Annotated in this window: 15 protein-coding genes; 6 read left to right on the top strand and 9 right to left on the bottom strand. The window is 56.0% G+C overall.

Annotated elements, in window-relative coordinates; translation table 11 throughout:
* Positions 1 to 2,724 (bottom strand): hypothetical protein (locus HQL52_13515; protein MBF0370466.1); only part of this gene is annotated, 2,724 nt, incomplete at its 3' end.
* Between the two features lie 192 nt (positions 2,725 to 2,916).
* On the opposite strand from HQL52_13515, the gene HQL52_13510 reads away from it, so the two are divergent.
* Entirely contained in the window at positions 2,917 to 3,429 is a 513-nt protein-coding gene (locus HQL52_13510; protein MBF0370465.1) for a DUF721 domain-containing protein, read from the top strand.
* Between the two features lie 151 nt (positions 3,430 to 3,580).
* Positions 3,581 to 4,840 (top strand): HD-GYP domain-containing protein, encoded by a 1,260-nt coding sequence (locus tag HQL52_13505; protein MBF0370464.1) that lies wholly within the window; start codon positions 3,581 to 3,583, stop codon positions 4,838 to 4,840.
* Between the two features lie 46 nt (positions 4,841 to 4,886).
* Here HQL52_13505 and HQL52_13500 read toward each other — a convergent pair whose 3' ends face one another.
* Complete coding sequence (locus HQL52_13500; GenBank protein ID MBF0370463.1) at positions 4,887 to 7,235, bottom strand: DUF3365 domain-containing protein; 2,349 nt, start codon at positions 7,233 to 7,235, stop codon at positions 4,887 to 4,889.
* A gap of 140 nt (positions 7,236 to 7,375) precedes the next feature.
* Entirely contained in the window at positions 7,376 to 8,062 is a 687-nt protein-coding gene (locus HQL52_13495; protein MBF0370462.1) for a methyltransferase, read from the bottom strand.
* Positions 8,063 to 8,212: 150 nt separating this feature from the next.
* On the opposite strand from HQL52_13495, the gene HQL52_13490 reads away from it, so the two are divergent.
* The 4 genes from HQL52_13490 to HQL52_13475 all read left to right on the top strand — a co-directional run bounded on the left by HQL52_13490 (position 8,213) and on the right by HQL52_13475 (position 11,395).
* Positions 8,213 to 9,037 (top strand): 3'(2'),5'-bisphosphate nucleotidase CysQ, encoded by an 825-nt coding sequence (locus HQL52_13490; protein ID MBF0370461.1) that lies wholly within the window; start codon positions 8,213 to 8,215, stop codon positions 9,035 to 9,037.
* 13 nt (positions 9,038 to 9,050) lie between these two features.
* A complete protein-coding gene (locus tag HQL52_13485) occupies positions 9,051 to 10,049 on the top strand; it encodes an adenosine kinase (GenBank protein ID MBF0370460.1) in 999 nt (332 codons plus the stop codon).
* Entirely contained in the window at positions 10,046 to 10,426 is a 381-nt protein-coding gene (locus HQL52_13480; protein ID MBF0370459.1) for a PilZ domain-containing protein, read from the top strand. The genes HQL52_13485 and HQL52_13480 overlap by 4 nt, the downstream gene beginning before the upstream one ends.
* 237 nt (positions 10,427 to 10,663) lie before the next feature.
* Positions 10,664 to 11,395 (top strand): thiamine phosphate synthase, encoded by a 732-nt coding sequence (locus tag HQL52_13475; GenBank protein ID MBF0370458.1) that lies wholly within the window; start codon positions 10,664 to 10,666, stop codon positions 11,393 to 11,395.
* Positions 11,396 to 11,612: 217 nt separating this feature from the next.
* Here HQL52_13475 and dksA read toward each other — a convergent pair whose 3' ends face one another.
* From dksA to HQL52_13445, 6 genes are all read right to left on the bottom strand, one after another.
* A complete protein-coding gene (gene dksA / locus HQL52_13470; protein ID MBF0370457.1) occupies positions 11,613 to 12,062 on the bottom strand; it encodes an RNA polymerase-binding protein DksA in 450 nt (149 codons plus the stop codon).
* A gap of 431 nt (positions 12,063 to 12,493) precedes the next feature.
* Entirely contained in the window at positions 12,494 to 13,954 is a 1,461-nt protein-coding gene (locus tag HQL52_13465) for an FAD-binding protein (protein MBF0370456.1), read from the bottom strand.
* Positions 13,935 to 14,552 carry a BON domain-containing protein gene (locus HQL52_13460; protein MBF0370455.1) on the bottom strand — a complete coding sequence of 206 codons (618 nt, stop codon included), beginning with the start codon at positions 14,550 to 14,552 and terminating at the stop codon, positions 13,935 to 13,937. Before HQL52_13460 ends, HQL52_13465 begins: the two co-directional genes overlap by 20 nt.
* Positions 14,553 to 14,640: 88 nt before the next feature.
* A complete protein-coding gene (locus HQL52_13455; GenBank protein ID MBF0370454.1) occupies positions 14,641 to 15,012 on the bottom strand; it encodes a YraN family protein in 372 nt (123 codons plus the stop codon).
* A gap of 198 nt (positions 15,013 to 15,210) precedes the next feature.
* Positions 15,211 to 15,993 (bottom strand): cyclic nucleotide-binding domain-containing protein, encoded by a 783-nt coding sequence (locus HQL52_13450; GenBank protein ID MBF0370453.1) that lies wholly within the window; start codon positions 15,991 to 15,993, stop codon positions 15,211 to 15,213.
* Positions 15,994 to 16,093: 100 nt separating this feature from the next.
* The gene (locus HQL52_13445; protein MBF0370452.1) at positions 16,094 to 17,290 is read right to left on the bottom strand and encodes a cation:proton antiporter; all 1,197 of its coding nucleotides are present in this window, start codon (positions 17,288 to 17,290) and stop codon (positions 16,094 to 16,096) included.
* Positions 17,291 to 17,327: the final 37 nt, after the last annotated feature.

The following is a 17,327-nucleotide window of genomic DNA, read 5'->3' as shown; positions in this document are numbered from 1 at the left end:
TCCCAACTGGCCCAATCGAACACCCTTGTTGACAAGCGCCTTCGCCACTGGCTCCGAAGCAACCACCTCTGTGGATGGGTAGTGGTTACGGTGTTGATAAAAAAGGGCAACGATTTCATCATAGATGGAGATTCCAGCCTCCGGCCTTTTATATTTCCACTCCAACTCGGCTTGAACCAACATCCCCTGAAACACCGCCCCAGCGGCCTCACTCTCGTGAAGATTGTCTTTATAATCTTGAACGAGAGCCTGAAAATCCCCGGCAGCTGCAAATCCAACAGATTTTGCACGCTCCAAAGCCAATGAAACCCGCTCCCTTACCCCACGCAGGGGGATTTTTTGTTCGGGGAGGGTTGCTTCCGGATCCTGGAGGGAGCGGAGGGGGAGGCGTTGGTTGGGGGGCATGATGTAGCGGCCTTTTTGCTCCCCATCCCGCTGCAAGCTTAAAAAACCCAGTCGGGTTAACAGGCGGAGGCCGTTTTTGCAGCCGATCTGCCATGTGACCCGGGATCCGGGGACTTGGAAATGATCGCCAAACCAGGTTTTCAGCTCCTCTTCGCTGAATCCAGCGGTACGGGTCATGAGGGAGTAGCAGAGCCCCATGAAGTGGCGGTAGGCAAAGCCGTGGCGGGATTCCAGCTCCTTCAGCTGCTCCACCTCAAAGCGGGCCATGGCAACCGCCAGCTCATGGATGGACTGCTGATCCAAATCACCATCTGTTTCCAGCCGCTCCGCCAGCTCCCGAAAGCCCATGCCATTTTCAGCGGCCAAAAAGAGGGCGCGTTTATAGAGGGCGGTAGAACCCCGGACAAATTGGAAAATACGCTCCGCCCCCATGAGCAGCTCTTCAACGGGTTCATCGGGGGGGGATTCGTAGAGCCGGTTCATGACGTTTTGTGCCAGCACCTGGGCTTCATGGGGGCTCAATGGACCCAGGGGAATGGCGGGCCATCGTTTACTTCCGGGGCGTCTGGCGCTCACCACCAGCTGCAACACCACCCCCGCCCCAGCCGCCCCCTGCAAAATCCGCGTCACCAACTTTTGTGCCTCACTGGTGCCATCCAGCTTCACCGAAAGATAGGTGAGATCATCCAAAATCCACAGGTGCCGGGCGTGGGGGGTGGCGGCCAGGTGGTTGAAGAGGGCGGGTAAGGCGTGGGCTGGTTTTTCCAAGCCATAGAAGGGGCTGATTTTTTTTCGAATCTGGCGCTCCAGATCTTCGGCGTTGGTGTAGGACCAGCAGTTCATCTGGAAAAGGTGCAGGGGCTGATCCGCTTCGTGAAACACCATATCCCGCGCCATAAAAGCCAACTGACGCAGCAGGGCGGACTTGCCCAACCCGGCATCCCCACTCACCCACACCGCCCGCTGGGGATCATCATCCCCATCCAGCTCCGGAATTTTGAGCAAGGTCTCCAACGCTTCGATCCGCCCCACGAAAGGGTCATGCTCGGGATAATCGACCCGTTCGGAATAGACCGTATAATAATCCATCTCCACCCGATCCGTGGCGAGCCCCGGGGAGAGGCGGGTCAGGGTGGGCGTTCCTGCTGAAATTGGGGGCAGCTCCGGATCGGGGGTGGAGGTGGTGAGCAGCTCCGGGAATTTTGACGCCATAAACTCCTCAGTCGATGCCTTGGCCTGATCTATCGCCTGGGAGAGGGTGTTGCCTGGCAAGTGGCGGATCAGCGCCTGCATGAACCCCCTTGGGGCGCTCCGCCAGATGGTGTCGGTAAAAGCCAACCACGGGGAGGGCAGCTCCCGGGCAAAGGTGGCGCCGTGGCAGGCAAATATGAAAGCGGCGGATAAATTATCCCACAGATCCCCCACCTTGAGCCGGGCATAATCCAGCCCCCCTTCCTTGAACAAAAGCCGCCCCCCAGCATCCCCATGGCCATAAAAAATGAGTAGATCAATCCCCTGCCCCGCCTCCCGCTTGAGAGCTGCAAGAGAAGCCTGCTCCACCCGAATCTCCACGTTCAAACCCGAAGCCAGCCAACCATTCACCATGGATCGGGCGCTATGAACCGCTTCCGGCAGCGGCTCCTCCAAAAAATGACCGAGCAGGATCAACACCCGCAGCTGGGGAGGTGGCTCGGGTTCAGCGTCTGGTGAGGGGACTGTTTCCGGAAAGCCGGGGGCTGGTACATAGCCTTGGTGCGGTTTGTCGTGCTTGTCGGCAAAGGAAAAAAGCTGCCATTTTGGATCCCCCACAGCCAGTTCGGGATCATTACGCGCCGGATCCAAACGCCACTGGGTGTAGAACAGATCGGAAAGAATGAGCACGCTGGATTGTTCAGAGGTGGCCAGGAGATCCTTCAAAGGGGGATAGCTTAAAAAACGTTCGCCATCGGAGAGGGGATCCCCCAAATATTGATCCTCCACCAGCTCCACATCGCCAAACATCAGCACCATACGCAGCTGAATCGGCAAGCTCTCCCCATGCTCCCGGTGATGGGCTTCCACCCCACGGGCGACGTTATCGGCATATTTCAGCGCCACCGCCGGGGGCAGATTATCCAGCATAAAATAATAACCATCCCCGGTGCCATGCCGCCGCCACTTTTTCCAGACGTTGCCATAGGCCATGAAAAACCGGGCGGATTCCGTCACGATCCCTTGCAGCCGCTCAATCAGCAGCCGTTGCTTGGGGATGGATCCGAGCTTGGTAAAGCCCGCCACATCGATGCAGAGAATGGGGGCGTTTTTAAGAAATTGGGACATAAATCACCGTCATGAAATAAACCGCTGGGATGATGTTTGTTTATATCATGCTTGTTTTCAGGAACCAATTGCAGCCAAAAAAAGGGGGCGGCTGGGAAAAATAGCTGAAAAAAGAGGGAATCAAGGAGCCGGGATGCACCAAACAGGCGGGATTTGCTTGACGGGCAGGGGATTTGGGGGAATCATCCAGGCATGGCCAAAAAACGCAAATCCGGCAAGCCTGTGGCGGTGGGATCGTTGATCGAAGCGGTTGCGGGAAGATTTCTCGACAACCCCCGCAATCGCGCCATGAAAATCTGGAAGCCCTGGCGAGAAGCCGTGGGGGCAACACTGGCTAGCCACACCGAGCCCACCCGCCTCAAGGAAGGCACCCTCACCATCCGGGTGGACTCCCCCGCCTGGGCAACACAGCTCTCCTTCCTGAAGCCCCAACTCCTGCAAAAGCTCAACAGCCTGGATGCCAAACACCGCATCAAGGATATTCGCTTTCAAACCGGAACCCTCACCTCCCGCCTCAAAATCACCCGCAAAAAGCCCCCTCCCCCGCTCCCCGAAGCCCTCCCCTATGAGATCGCGGCAGCACAAAAACTGGTGGAAAAAATTCCCCACCCCCCCCTCAAGGCGGTGCTGCTGAAAATGTCCCTCAAACGCCTCATCCGCAAACGCACGGAAGAAGAACAAGAAAAGGGGGAGAGATCGTGTTAATGGATGTAAATGAGGTTGGAGATCACCCCTCACTTACGTTAGAATGATTCGACTTAAATGTGCGTGTTTGAACGTCAGCTCAATTCAACCAGCAAATGCGCGGATTTAAAAATTCATCTTCATCCAAACCGTACCTGCGTGAGCCTGCTCAATGATCAAAAAAATCTCCATCGACCAACTCAAGCCCGGAATGGTCATCCAAAGCTTCGTGGGTAACTGGCCCAAAGAAACAGGCCAATTTTTCAGCCGTACCATCAAAAATCAAACAGAAATATCCGGCCTCAAATCCAAAGGCATCAAAGAACTCTTCATTCAAGCTGGCGACAAGGAAGCCTATGGCGGCGCTTCCACCGCCAAAGATGTGGAAGCCGCTCTGGAAGCTCAGCTGGCGGCTTTGGAAGAGGATGATGAGGAGGAAGAGGAAGAGGAAATCCTGCCGGACGAGCCCTCCTCAGAACCTTTTTCTGAAGAAGCCTTCACCAAAGAACTCGCCCACGCCGAAAACCTCCAGACCAAAGCCAACGAAATTGTCGCCAAGGCGCTGGAAGCCGTTCAAACCGGGGGCAAGGTGGATCGGGTAGCCGTCAAGGATGCGGTCAACCATCTGCGGGATTCCGTCATGCGCCAGGAGCAGGCCCTGGTGGGGTTGGCAATGCTGAAAAACAAAGGCAACCACCTCTTTTCCCACTCCGTCAACATGAGCTGCCTGCTCATGGTGTTTTTCAAAACCCTGGGATTCCGGGGGGACAAACTCGCGACTGTCGGCACAGCCGGCATGCTCCACGACCTGGGCATGGCCAAAATTCCCCCCAATATTATAGCCAAAAAAGGGCTCCTCACTCCCCCGGAAAGAAAGCTGGTTCAAAGCCACGTAGAGGCCACCCTGCAACAACTCGAATCCATCCCGGGCATTACGGAGTTGGAACTGCGCATCGCAGCGCAGCACCACGAACGCTGGGATGGCAGCGGATATCCCCGCAAACTGACCGGCCAAACCATCAACCGGGAGGGGCAGGCCGCCACACTGGTAGACACCTTCGAAGCCATCACCTCCCAACGCCCCTACCGGCCCAAGCTTGATGCCCACACCGCTCTCAAGCGAATTATGTCCTGGGGAAAACAGGCCTACGACCCCAAATTGACCCAACAGTTTGTCAAATGCATCGGGGTCTATCCCATCGGTACCCTGGTTCGCCTGAAAAACAACCTGATCGGCATGGTGATCAGCAACAATGGCCGCCACCTGCTCCACCCCATCATCCGGGTGGTGATGGACCAGACCGGCAAGCGCGTAACCCACGGTAAATGGCTCAACCTGGCGGACCTGCAGGATCAGGTCGGCTATCACATCAAAGAGATCCCCACCCCGGGCAAGAAAAAAATCAATCCCCTGGAACAGCTCTCTCGATAAGCTTCCTGATCACCACAACCGGTCAAAAACAGAGCTTGGGCCAAATTCAGCTCATCTGCCCACGACTGTGACTGTGCCACTGGGGGGGATTCTCTCCTCGGGCAAACTGATCGAGAACCTCCAGCAGGCGGCTTTTTTTGATGGGTTTGGAAAGAAAATAGTCACACCCCGAGGCCTGAGCCTCCTTGACGGCTTCCTTCATGGCGTGGGCGGTCAAGGCGATGATGGGGGTTGGCTCCAACTCCTGCTGCTTTTCCCACGCCCGGATTTTTCGGGTCGCCTCATAGCCATCCATACCAGGCATCTGAATATCCATCAGGATCAGGTCATAGTGGCCCGATTGGGCTTTTTTCAGTGCCTCCAGCCCATCCTCCGCCATCTCCAGGGTATGACTGCTTTTACCCAAAAAGGCCTGAATCAAAATCCGGTTATCCACAGCATCTTCAGCCAACAGGATAGCCAGCCCCCTCGCCTGAGCCGCTGCCATCTCTCCCTGAAGCGAGGCGTTTCCATTTCCAGCACGCCCCCGGGAAAGGCTTGCAGGCTGTGGGGTTCCCTGGACCAGAGGAATGGTAAAATAAAAAACACTGCCCTCGCCCGCCCGGCTTTCGACCCAAATATCCCCCCCCATGTTTTGGATCAGACGACGGCAGATGGTGAGCCCCAATCCGGTCCCGCCAAATTGACGGGTGGTGGAGGAGTCCACCTGATTAAACGGTTGAAAAATGGCTTCCTGTTTGGCCGCAGGAATCCCGATACCGGTATCAGCCACAGAAAACTGGATATCGCTCTCCTGCATGGGTTTGACCAAGACCACCACCTCACCGGCATCGGTAAACTTGATGGCATTACCAAGCAGATTGAGGAGCACCTGACGCAGCCGCCCCGGATCTCCGGAGATCCATTGGGGGAGTTGATAATCCACTTCATGAACCAGCCGGAGGCCCTTATCCTGGGCTTTCAGACTTAAAATTTCAGTGGTTTCAGAGAGCAGATTGGGCAGGTCGAAGGTGGTTGCCTCCAGATCCAGCTGGCCCGCCTCGATTTTGGAGAGATCGAGAATATCGTTCACCACTGAAAGTAACGTTTCACTGGCCTTGCAGGAAGTTTCCAGATAGTGGCGCTGACGGGAGGTGACTTCGCTCTCCAGCAGCAATTCATTCATACCCAGAATGGAGTTTAACGGGGTGCGGATTTCATGGCTCATATGGGCCAAAAAGGCGGATTTGGCCTGATTGGCGGTTTCAGCCTCTTCCTTGGCCTGACGAAGCCGACTTTCCAATATTTTATGGTCTGAAACATTGGTAATAAAGGCAAAGGCCACCTCTGGTCGCCCCTGCTCGTCACGCACCGTGGTGCAATGGACCTGGGCGTGAATATGGCTGCCATCCTTGGCCAAAAAAACCGTATTGAATTTCCGCTCGTCGGTATCAAGAATTGATTTTTCCATCGCCTGCATGGCGGGCAAATTTTCTGGATGGGCAAAGTCGGGAGGCCTTCGGCCCACGATCTCGCTCCGCCCATACCCCAGCATGTGACAGATGGCATCGTTGACTTCCTGAATCCGAAAATTTTCCAAGGAGAACAACCAAAAACCTTCTGCGGTGGTCGCTATAATGGAGCGATATTTTTTTTCACTTTTGGTCAGGTTACGGTTGACCTGGGTGAGAGCTTCCCGGGCTTGATGCTGCTCTTCCAATCGTTGCTGCCGACGGAGGGAGCCGTAGGCAATACCGGCAAGCCCCAAAAGCCAAAAGAGGCCATGGGACCAGAGCATGACATGAATGGCATTTTTTTCGATTTCCAGATAGGGAGCCATGGGGACATAAACCCCGACTCCTCCCCGAATATCCCCCATTTCGTAGCCCTGATGGCTATGGCATTTGAGGCAGATTTTTTTGGTGCTCATCGGGCGCATGAGACGCAAGTGGGGGGCGCCATCCTTGGTGGTCACTTCCAACACCTCCTCCACCCCCTCTTCAAAAGCCTTGAGGGCTTTGGTTTCCCAAGGGTCCGGCGCATTGATGGGATTGAGGGGTTTCAGGCTGGTAATCCGCCCCCGAGCCCCATAGAGCCCGGCATACTCGCTCATCAACTGCCGCAGCATGTAAGCGGGATTCATCAGAGTGAGTTTGCGGCCGGAAGGGGTTTCGATATCCCGTTCGGGGATGTGAGAGAGACTGGGGTTGGGTGGGGTGCGCTCGGTGATCGGCACATAGACGCCGCCATGGGAGGCTCCCCAAAAACGAAAAGCGGTATCTTTTTGAAAATGAGCCCGGGCCGCAAAATTGACGGTTTCGAAGGTTTGTTGCTGGGCGTTAAAAATATTCCAGGCTAAAGAACCGCCCACAAGAGCGGTCCAGAGGAGTGCGGCAACAACAAAATACCGATTCATGACGGTTTCCCCAGCGGGGATGGCAGATCGATCACGGGGAATCGAAAAGAAGCCTGACAGTGATCTCTTGTCTGCCTGTCCGATAAAGCCTTCATTATTATATAAACAAGCAACAATTGCATTCTAATTCCATGGATTGGCTAAAAAAACGTATCCATGGCAGCCTCTTCCATATCCCCCAACAAATGGATTGGATCCAAACGCAACGGAGCCTCTCCACCCTTGCAGCCACGCACCAAATCCAAAAAGGGAAGCCTGCCGGAAGCATGGGCCACCGGGGTCAATCGGTCAGGGGTGAGGCCCACAGAGGTGAGGCAGGTTAAAAGCGCCTGGCGGCGTCTGGGGAGATGTACCAGATGAAACCGACCGCCGGTTTTGAGAAGAGATGCCCCACAGCGGATAAAATCATGGAGGGTGCCGGAGAGTTCAAAGCGGGCGTGGGCTCGAATGGGATCAGGAGGGAGGCGCCCCTCACCCACCTTAAAAAAAGGGGGGTTACAAAACACCTGATCATAGCTTTCCCGACGCATCCCGGCAGGAGGGGCACGTACATCCCCCAAAAAAATTCTGACCCGATCCCCAAGACCTTCCTGATCAATGCGCTCACGGGCCATTTCATACAGGGGGGGTTGCCGCTCCAGGCAATCGATCCGGCTTTGGGGGAGACGTTTGGCCACCCTGATGGCCGCTTCGGCCGACCCTGCCCCCAACTCCGCCAAACGCAAACCATTTTCAGGCTTCACCCCACTTGCCAGAAGCAGCGTGGCAACGGTGGTCAATCCCTCCCGGTCACCCCCCTTCCCCCCTGTATGGGCCTTTTTTGTCATCCGGTTTCGAACCTCCCCAGAAAATGGGTGTCAAAACGTCCGTCAAACCTTAAATTTTTCAGCAAAAAAGGCTGACAAAACCACTAAAAAAGAGTAAATTGACGCCACCCGTAACGAATCTTGACAGTAGAAGGAGAATCTTTTCAAATCATGAACACCCTGGAATCAGATCTATCCCTCATGGTAGACGCGGCCAAACGGGCCGGTGCCGCCACCATGCGTTACCATCGTCCCGGGAAACAAGTCTCCTCAGCTGCCAACGTGCGGGAAAAAAGTGCAGACAATCCCCTCACACAAGCCGATCTGGAAGCCGACACCATCCTACGGGAAACCCTGCTCGCCGCCCGGCCCGACTATGGCTGGCTTTCCGAAGAAACCGCCGACGACCTGAATCGCCTCACCCGTAAGCGGGCCTGGGTGGTGGATCCCATCGACGGCACCAAAGAGTTTATCATGGGACTGCCCCAGTTTGCCGTTTCAGTCGGATTGGTTGAAGATGGCAAAACCATTGCTGGCTGTGTCTATAATCCCGCCGCAGACGAACTCTTCACCGCAGCCCAAGGCCAAGGCGTCCAACTCAATGGTCAGCCCGTCAGCACCTCCCCCCGGAAGGATCTTTCCGGAGCCACCTGCCTGGCCTCCAACTCCGAAACCAAACGGGGTGAGTGGGACGATTTTAAAAAAGAGTTCGTTATCACCACCATGGGCTCCATCGCCTATAAGCTCGCCCTGGTGGCGGTAGGCCGCTTCGACATGACATTCACCCTGGCACCCAAAAGCGAGTGGGATTTTTGTGCAGGCGAACTCCTGGTCAAGGAAGCTGGCGGTCAGGTGACCAACCGGGAGGGGGAACCCTTTCTCTTCAACCGGGAGGATATCCGGGTACGCACGGTATTGGCCAGCAACGGCCCCCTGCACGCCCCGCTTTTGGCACGTCTGAAGGATGCTCCCCTCTCACCGATGCGGCACAAGTAGGAATAGACCAGCAATGAAAAATCATGACGTCTACGGAATCGGACACGCCCTGGTGGATACGGAACTGGTGGTGCCGGATCAATTCCTCACTGAGATGAAGCTGGAAAAGGGCACCATGGCCCTGGTGGATCAAGCCCGGCAGGAAGAACTACTGGCGGCTGCCCAGGGCTACGAGCAAAAACGTTCCTGCGGTGGATCCGCTGCCAACACGGTGATTGGTGTCGCCCAGTTTGGTGGCCGGGGGTTTCACTCCTGTAAAGTAGCCGATGATGAGGCCGGGCGTTTTTTTGCGGAAGACATGCTGAAAAATGGCGTGGATAACGAACTGGCCGCCCACCTTTCCCCAGGGGTAACCGGGCGCTGCCTGGTTTTCATCACCCCCGATGCAGAACGCACCATGTGTACCCATCTGGGCATATCCGAAACCTTTTCCACGGACGACCTGGTGGAATCCACCCTTAAAAATTCCCAATATCTCTATATTGAGGGTTATCTGGTCACAGCGGACGCCACCCGGCTGGCGGCTCTGGAAGCGGCCAGACTGGCGCGTCAGCATGGCGTCAAAATCGCCCTGACTTTTTCCGACCCCAACATCGTCAAATTTTTTCGGGATGGGCTCATGGAAATGGTTGGAGAAGGGGTGGATCTGCTCTTCTGCAACGCCCAGGAGGCGATCAACTTTTCCGGCTGTAACGACCCGGATGAAGCCCGGGAAGCACTGAAAAAGCATGCAAAAGCCCAGGTCATTACCCTGGGCGCACAAGGGGCGGCTCTTTTCGATGGCCAAAACAGCCTCAATCTGCCAGGACGCTCTGTGACCGCCATCGATACCAATGGTGCCGGGGATGCCTTTGCCGGGGCCTTTCTCTATGCCGTTTCCAATGGATTTTCTTTCGAAAATGCGGGAAAATTGGCCATTGAGGCTTCATCCTTGTTAGTCACACAATATGGTGCCCGCCTCTCCCAAGGTCAGGCACAGGGAATCATTACCTCTTTTGAGGAACATGTATGAGCAGGAAAAAACGACAGCGGGACGACGGTCCCCACGAGCGCCGAAAGTTTTCCCGGGTCACCTTTCAGCACCAACTCACCCTGAAAGATTCCAAAGACCGAAGCTATCCGGGAGCCTTCAACGATGTCAGCCTCAAGGGAATGCTCTTTCATGCTGAAACCCTGCCACCGGTGGGGGATATGGTCAGCGGCACCATGCCTTTGGGAGATTTTTCTCTGGTGATTCGCGGTGAGGTGCTGTGGGCTGAAGGCGAACGGGGCGCGGCTATCCGCTTTAAAGAGATGGATGTGGAGAGTTTCAGCCACCTGAGGCGCTTGATCGGACTCAATATCGGCGACTCCGAGCAGATAGATGAAGAGTTTTTCGCCTCTCTATAGCAATTCGAATGAAGAATTGGACATATGCCGTTGCGCTTTTACCGTCATTCCCGCGAATGCGGGAATCCAGGGTATCTGGCACGAACCTTTCCAAATCTTACATCACTTTCAGCAAAATACCGGCCTTTCTTGAAGATTTGGTTTTTCCTTGAGGGCAATCATCAGCTCCCTGGATCCCCGCATTCGCGGGGATGACGAGTCAGGGAAGAGTGTCCAATTTTGAGATAGAACTGCTATATGACCCCTCCCCCTGGGCCTGACAGATCCCGACCATCGGCTACGGGGGAGCTGGATACCACCGATTCGGCTCAACCCACTCCCCTGGCCCCATCCTCTGCCGCCGTCATTGGTGGCATCTATCCCATTCTCGATGCCGGTTGGTTCGACTCTGGCGGCATCGATCCGGTGATCGTCGCCCAAAAACTGGGAGAACTCCCCATTCCCCTGGTGCAACTCCGCGCCAAAACCACCGCCAGAGAGGCTTATCGCTTTATGGCTTCCTGGATGTCGATATTACGCAGCCACTCTCCCAACCTGAAGGTGATCATCAATGATCGGGTGGATTTGGCTTTGGCGCTGGATGCAGACGGGGTGCATGTGGGGCAGGAGGATCTATCGCCCCAGGTGTGCCGGAAGCTTTTAGGGCCTGGCAAAATCATTGGTCTTTCCACCCATTCACCACAAGAGCTGACCCGGGGCATCGGCAGTGGTGCAGACTATTTTGGTTATGGGCCGGTCTATCAGGCGGGGGCCAAATCCGACGCCCTCTCCCCTCGGGGATTGTCCATGCTTGAGCAAATCTGTCGGATGAGCCCTTTACCAGTGGTGGCCATCGGCGGGATTGGGGTGGATCAACTACCAGAGATTGCCAAGAGCGGTGCCGCAGCGGCAGCGATGATCAGCGCGCTCTTTCCGAGAGGGGAGACGGACAAGCTGACCCAGGCGGTAACGACCTGGCATCCGTCATAAACCATCACCTCAAGGGGAGAGGCCATCCAATTTATCGGTGAGGGGGGCCGGGAGGAGAGTGTGCCTACTCGTGATAAAAGGTAGGGTTGGATCCGCCTGATTCAGAACAGCTCCGACTGACTGAAAAATCGGATCCGATAAATATCCACAAACCGGACCCGGATCGTTCAAGCAGACCGGACCCGGTAGATTTGGTGGGGGTCAATGAGGGTGGAAATCAGGTAGACGCATCTTCAGAACGATGGACCTTTTCCTGTTGCTCCTCCTGGGTTTTACAGCCGACACACAGATCGGTCACCGGACGCACTTGAAGTCTTTGCAGGCCTATTTCAACGCCACAATCCTCACAGTAACCATAATCGTCCTGTTCGATCGTTTCGATGGTGCGATCAATTTTGGAGATGAGCTTGCGTTCCCGATCCCGGGTGCGCAGTTCAAAGTTGCGGTCGGTCTCCAAAGCAGCCCGATCAGTGGGATCGGCAAAAACAGCCTTTTCCTCAGTCATCACTGAAACGGTTTTTTCGGCCTCATCCAGCAGTTGCACTTTCCACTCATTGAGCAGCCTCATGAAAAAGGCCCGCTGGTTGGGACTCATATAGGGCTCGTCATCGGAAAGAACATAGCCCTTGGGTAGTTTGATATCAGAAATTTTGCCTATTTTGTCCATTTGATTTCTCCATCCTACCAAAGCGGGGGGCCGTTTTGAGCGCCCTTCCAGACAACTCCCCCCCATCTCCTCCCGAGTGATACCGGGAGACATTGGCATTGGCCCGATTTCATTTCACTTTCATCTTGAAAACGCTTCTACCCTGAAAGGGTATGCGCTTCCCTCTTGAAAGCGAGAAACATCCTGACCTGCAGGCAATCCCACCCGCTATTATCAAACAAATTCAACAAAAAGTCAAAGAAGAGCGCAAGCTGGCCCATTGAGGAAGAAAAACAGCCTGGAGTCGGAATTCAGAGCCGATGGGTTCCTTGTTCCAGAGGAAAAATCCGTTCAAAACACAGTGAAACCCTTGGCATTCCTGGTGGCCATCAGCAGCTACGGATTATTTTGGACAGTCGCCTCCAGAGGGACCATTTCCATCTCCTCCGGCATCAAGCTGGAAACACCTTCCCGGGGTTCATGATTCCTTTGGGATCGAACACTTTTTTTATCTGCCGATGGAGATCCACCACCCCCTCATCCAACTCCCAAGCCACATAAGGCAATTTTTGGGAGCCCACCCCATGCTCCCCGGAGAGCGATCCATCCAGATCGAGCACCAAACGAAACACCCGATCAAGAGCCGGGGAAACCTGGGCCATCACCTGGGGATCCTTGGGGTCCACCAAGAGATTGACGTGAATGTTGCCGTTGCCCGCATGACCAAAATTAACAATAGGTAATCCACTCTCCCTGGAAATATCCTGGAGACCAGCTATCAACTCCGGCAGCCTGGAGACCGGCACCACCACATCCTCATTGATGCGCCGGGGGGCCAATTTTTTAAGGATGGGGGAAAGAACGTAGCGGGCTTCCCAAATTTGCGCCGCTTCTTGATCGCTCCGGGCGTGACGCCACTCCAAAGGATTAAAAGGCTCGATGAGATCCCGGGCTTTTTGGAGAGCCTCTTCCACCTCGGAGCGGCTGCCACACATTTCCAGGAGCAGCATCGCCTGCCCTTCCGGGGGAATGGCGACCCGGCCATCCTGGCGCAAGAGGTCCAAGGAGGCGGGGTCGAGAAATTCGATGGCACACAGAGGGATATTGCTGGCCATCAACGCAGACACCGTGCGGGTCGCGTCAGCCACCGAGGCAAAAAGCCCCCTGGCCAGACGACGCACCCGGGGAATGGGCGAGAGTTTCAGAGTGGCTTCGGTCACCACGCCCAGAGTCCCTTCAGAGCCGATCAACAGACGGGTCAGATCATATCCCACCACCCCCTTGCTGGTGCGCCCCCCGGTATGGATCACACGACCATCAGCCAGGACCGCTTCCAGACCCAACACCCAATCCCGGGTCACCCCATGCCGCACGGCCCGGGGACCAGCGGCACACATGGCGATATTGCCGCCGATGGTGCAACTTCGAGAGGAGGAGGGATCGGGAGGCCAGAAAAGTCCGTGGGGGGCCAGAGCAGCTTGGAGGTCGCCGTTGACCACCCCCGGCTGCACCACCGCCAGGCGATCTTCAGCTGCTATTTCAACGATGGTGTTCATCCGCTGGGTGGAGAGAATCACCCCTCCCTGCACCGGCAACACGCCGCCCACGTTACCGGTACCCGCCCCCCGGGGAATCACCGGTACTGAGGCGTCGGAGCAGTGCTTCAGGGTGGTGGCGACCTCCTCCCGGTTTTCAGCCAAAATGACGGCTTGGGGAGGAAAGCGCAGCCCGGTATTGTCCCAGGCATAGGATTCCAACTCAGCGCTCCCCTCCAGAATCCGGCCCGGGGGCAGCGCCCGGGCCAGGTTTTGCAAAAATCCCCCAGGCAGCGGCGGGAGGGCTGAAGAGCGGCTGGTCATGTCAGACAGGGCCGATTGGGGGGGGGCAAGCGACTCAGGGAATGACCGAATCATGGGACTCCACCGGATAGGTCCCATAGCTCACCTCAATGTAGGAGACCACCTCCTTCACCCCCGGCACCTCTCGGGCCAGCACCACCGCCTGGTCACGCTCGGCCACGGTTTGGGCAAGTCCGGTGAGATAGACCACCCCTTTGGTGGTTTCCACCTTGATATCGAGCCCTCGAACCCGGGTATCAGCCAAAAGCTTCACCTTGACCCGGTTGCTGATCAGAGCATCTTCGGCCAACTCCAAGGCGGTTTCGTGTTGCACCCGCAGCTCCGAGTCCACCTCATGCACCCCTCGGGTCGCCTTGGCGATGCGTACCGCCTCGTCGATCTCCTCCTGGCTGCCAGCTGCCCCGGTCAGGAGCACCTTGCCCCGAAAGACCGACACATTGACGTTGGCCACCCGGACAATATCGCTCATCACGTAGTAGCGCCGCAGCTGCCAGGCCACCCAGTTATCCTCGACATATTCATCCGCGCTTCGCCGCTCTCCCACCATACTGGTGCCCAACAATCCCCCTCCCACCATCACAGCCGGGGCACAAGCGGAGAGAGTAGAAAGAGAAACCACAACCGCAATCGCTTTTAAAGCGCTTCTGAACATGATGAAAAATCCTCTTGGATCGGATTCAAGTATTCTCGGATTCAAACATTCAAGGGGTCAAGCATGCATCCAACAGACCGGCCAATCCCTACCAACCAGGTTGAAAGGCATCGCTTATGACCTCTACCCGCCACGCCTTGCCATTTCGATGTAGCAGGACCGCATCAAACCGACAAGCGTGCCGGGACCACTGGGGATGGCTTTGCAGAAAAACTTCCGCCTCCCGCAGCAGTTGCTGACGCTTGAAATGATCGATCGCCTCGCCCGGATGCCCGGAATCCACCCCAGATCGGGTTTTGACCTCACAAAATACCAAAACATCCCCCTGCACCGCCACCAGATCCAACTCCCCTGATTGGGAGCGGTGGTTGGCCTGGATAATCCGGTAGCCAAGCCCCTTCAGATGCCGGGCAGCCAAACGCTCTCCCCTGGAGCCGATCAAAAGCCGCCAGGGAATCATCGCACCAGGATCGCTGACAAGCTCAAACCCCTGGCTCTCTCAGAGGCTGTTTGGTGATTGTGGATTGCACCGCCCCGGCAAGGCAAAATCGCGCGGAAAACCGGAGCGTACTCCAGTACGTGAGGATTTGAGCACGATTTTAACGCCGCTGCGGCAAGCAGGACGCAATCACCAAACAGCCTCTCAGCAGAAAACACCCTAATCCCGCCACAACACGGCAAAGCCATCATCATCCACCCGCACCACCTGGCAAGAGAGGGTAAATTCCTTCTCATCCCCCATCTGTTCAGATTGGAATGAGAGCTTTCCGGATTGATTCAGCAACGCCTCTCCCATGGGGGTTGGCGTGACGATAAACGCACCATAGGTGGAAATATTGCCCAACCGGCCCGAAACCGACTGGGACGACAAAAACAGACTCGTTTCAACCTGAAAGGGATAGCGCTCTTTGCGGCGACGGTTATCCCCGCTGAATGCCCCCCCCGGATCGCTCCCGTCATCCCCTCTGGCCTCCTGGTGGAGAATGAGGGATAGATCGATGATTTTTTGATACATCCGCGCTTCCCGGTTTTTCCATTCCACCCGGAAAAGCAGCAGGCGAATCAATTCATCGCGAATCTTTTCCCGGACCGGAATGCCCAGCTGGTGAAACGATTTATCGGTGATTTTCATCACCACCACCTGGTCCGTGGAGCTGACGACATTGTTCAGGCGGCGGGAGACGGGGTTGAGATAACCCATCTCGCCAAAAAGCTGGCCATTGGCAATGCGGGAAATCACCTTTTCACCCTGAAACACATCCGCCTGACCGTTGATCATGATATAGAGGGCGTTGCCCATCTCCCCTTCCCGAAGGATATATTCCCCCTTGTCAAAACGGATGAAGGCGTGGGGCAGGTCGGCAATCTTTTGTCGGTCGCTGTGGCCGAGACCCGCAAAGAACGGGACTTTTTCGAGCAGTTGCAGGGTGGACATAGCCATGATTAAGCCAATCTTGTTTCGATTATAAAACAGTGTCAGGGAATATCGGATAACGCCTTCACAACAGGTAGCTTCACCTCTACGGCTCCTGCACTTGCTCCTACGTCTGCACTTGCTCCTGTTCCTGCAACCATCGATCCCCGGTCAAATGAATCGCCATGGCCCCCAGAGGTGCGGTGAGAATGATGGAGAGCACCGCCACCGCCAGAATAATATCACCCGAAGCGACCCCCATTTCCAGGGGAACCGCACCAATCGCCGCCTGCACCGTCGCCTTGGGCACATAAGCCAGCACACAAAACTGCCGCTCACGGGTATTGAGGTGGCTACCCAGGAGCGAAAACCACACCCCGATGGAGCGACCCACCAGCCCCAAAAAAATCAACCCGGCTCCCAAAAGCCCCGCCTGCCAGATGACATGAATGTTGACCTGGGCTCCCACCAGCACAAAAAGCAGAATCTCGGCAAAAATCCACACTTTGGAAAGTTTATTGGAAATCAGGTGGGCCTTGGCTTCGGCTTTTTCCAACAGCACAAACCCCACCGTCATCACCCCCATGAGGGCGGAGAGGGCAAGCCAGGGTTTGACCAGCCCTTCAAGCCAGGTAAAAAGCACCGACACCGCCACCACGGTGATGGTCATCTTGGTGGCCCGCAGGTGGAAATGCTTGAATAGCATATGCAGAAGCAGACCCACAGCGGTGCCCAAGGCCATGCCGGCAAAGATCGATTCCGGAATCTCCAACAGCTTCATGAGGGGCGCCCCCTCCCCCCCGGTAAAAAGCCCCAGCAGGATGGAGAAGATCACAATCACAAAAACGTTATCCACCGAAGCGCCACTCAAGATCAGGGTGGGCACGCCCTTTTTGGCGCCCACCTCCCGCTCCATGAAGCCCAGCATGGAAGGCACCACCACCGCCGGGGAGACCGCTGCCACCGCTGAGCCCAGCAAGGCCGCTTCCAGCCAGCTGACTTCGAAAAAAAACGGAGCCAAAAGCGCCACCACCCCCCCTTCGGCGAGAGACGGCCCCATCCCCATGAATATCGCACTCTTTCCCACCCGGTTTAAGGTGTCCCGCCGCAGTTTGAGCCCGGCTCTCAGGAGAATCACCACCAGCGCGACCATTCTCAAATCCGCCGACACCCGCAAAAGCTCCGGTTGCAGGATATCCAACACATAGGGGCCGCACACAATCCCCACCAGGAGCATCCCCAGAAGCCCGGGAATTTTCATTTTGGTAAAAAAATGATCCGCCAAAAGTCCCAGCAGGAGAATCAGTGCGATGCTGACAGCCATGGTTGCCTTATACCCGATGCCGGGGTTTGCGAAGATG

This window comes from Magnetococcales bacterium, from assembly GCA_015232395.1.
Classification (GTDB): domain Bacteria; phylum Pseudomonadota; class Magnetococcia; order Magnetococcales; family JADFZT01; genus JADFZT01.
Note: the sequence above shows the minus strand (reverse complement) of the source record. Positions and strands in the feature narration are given on the sequence as shown.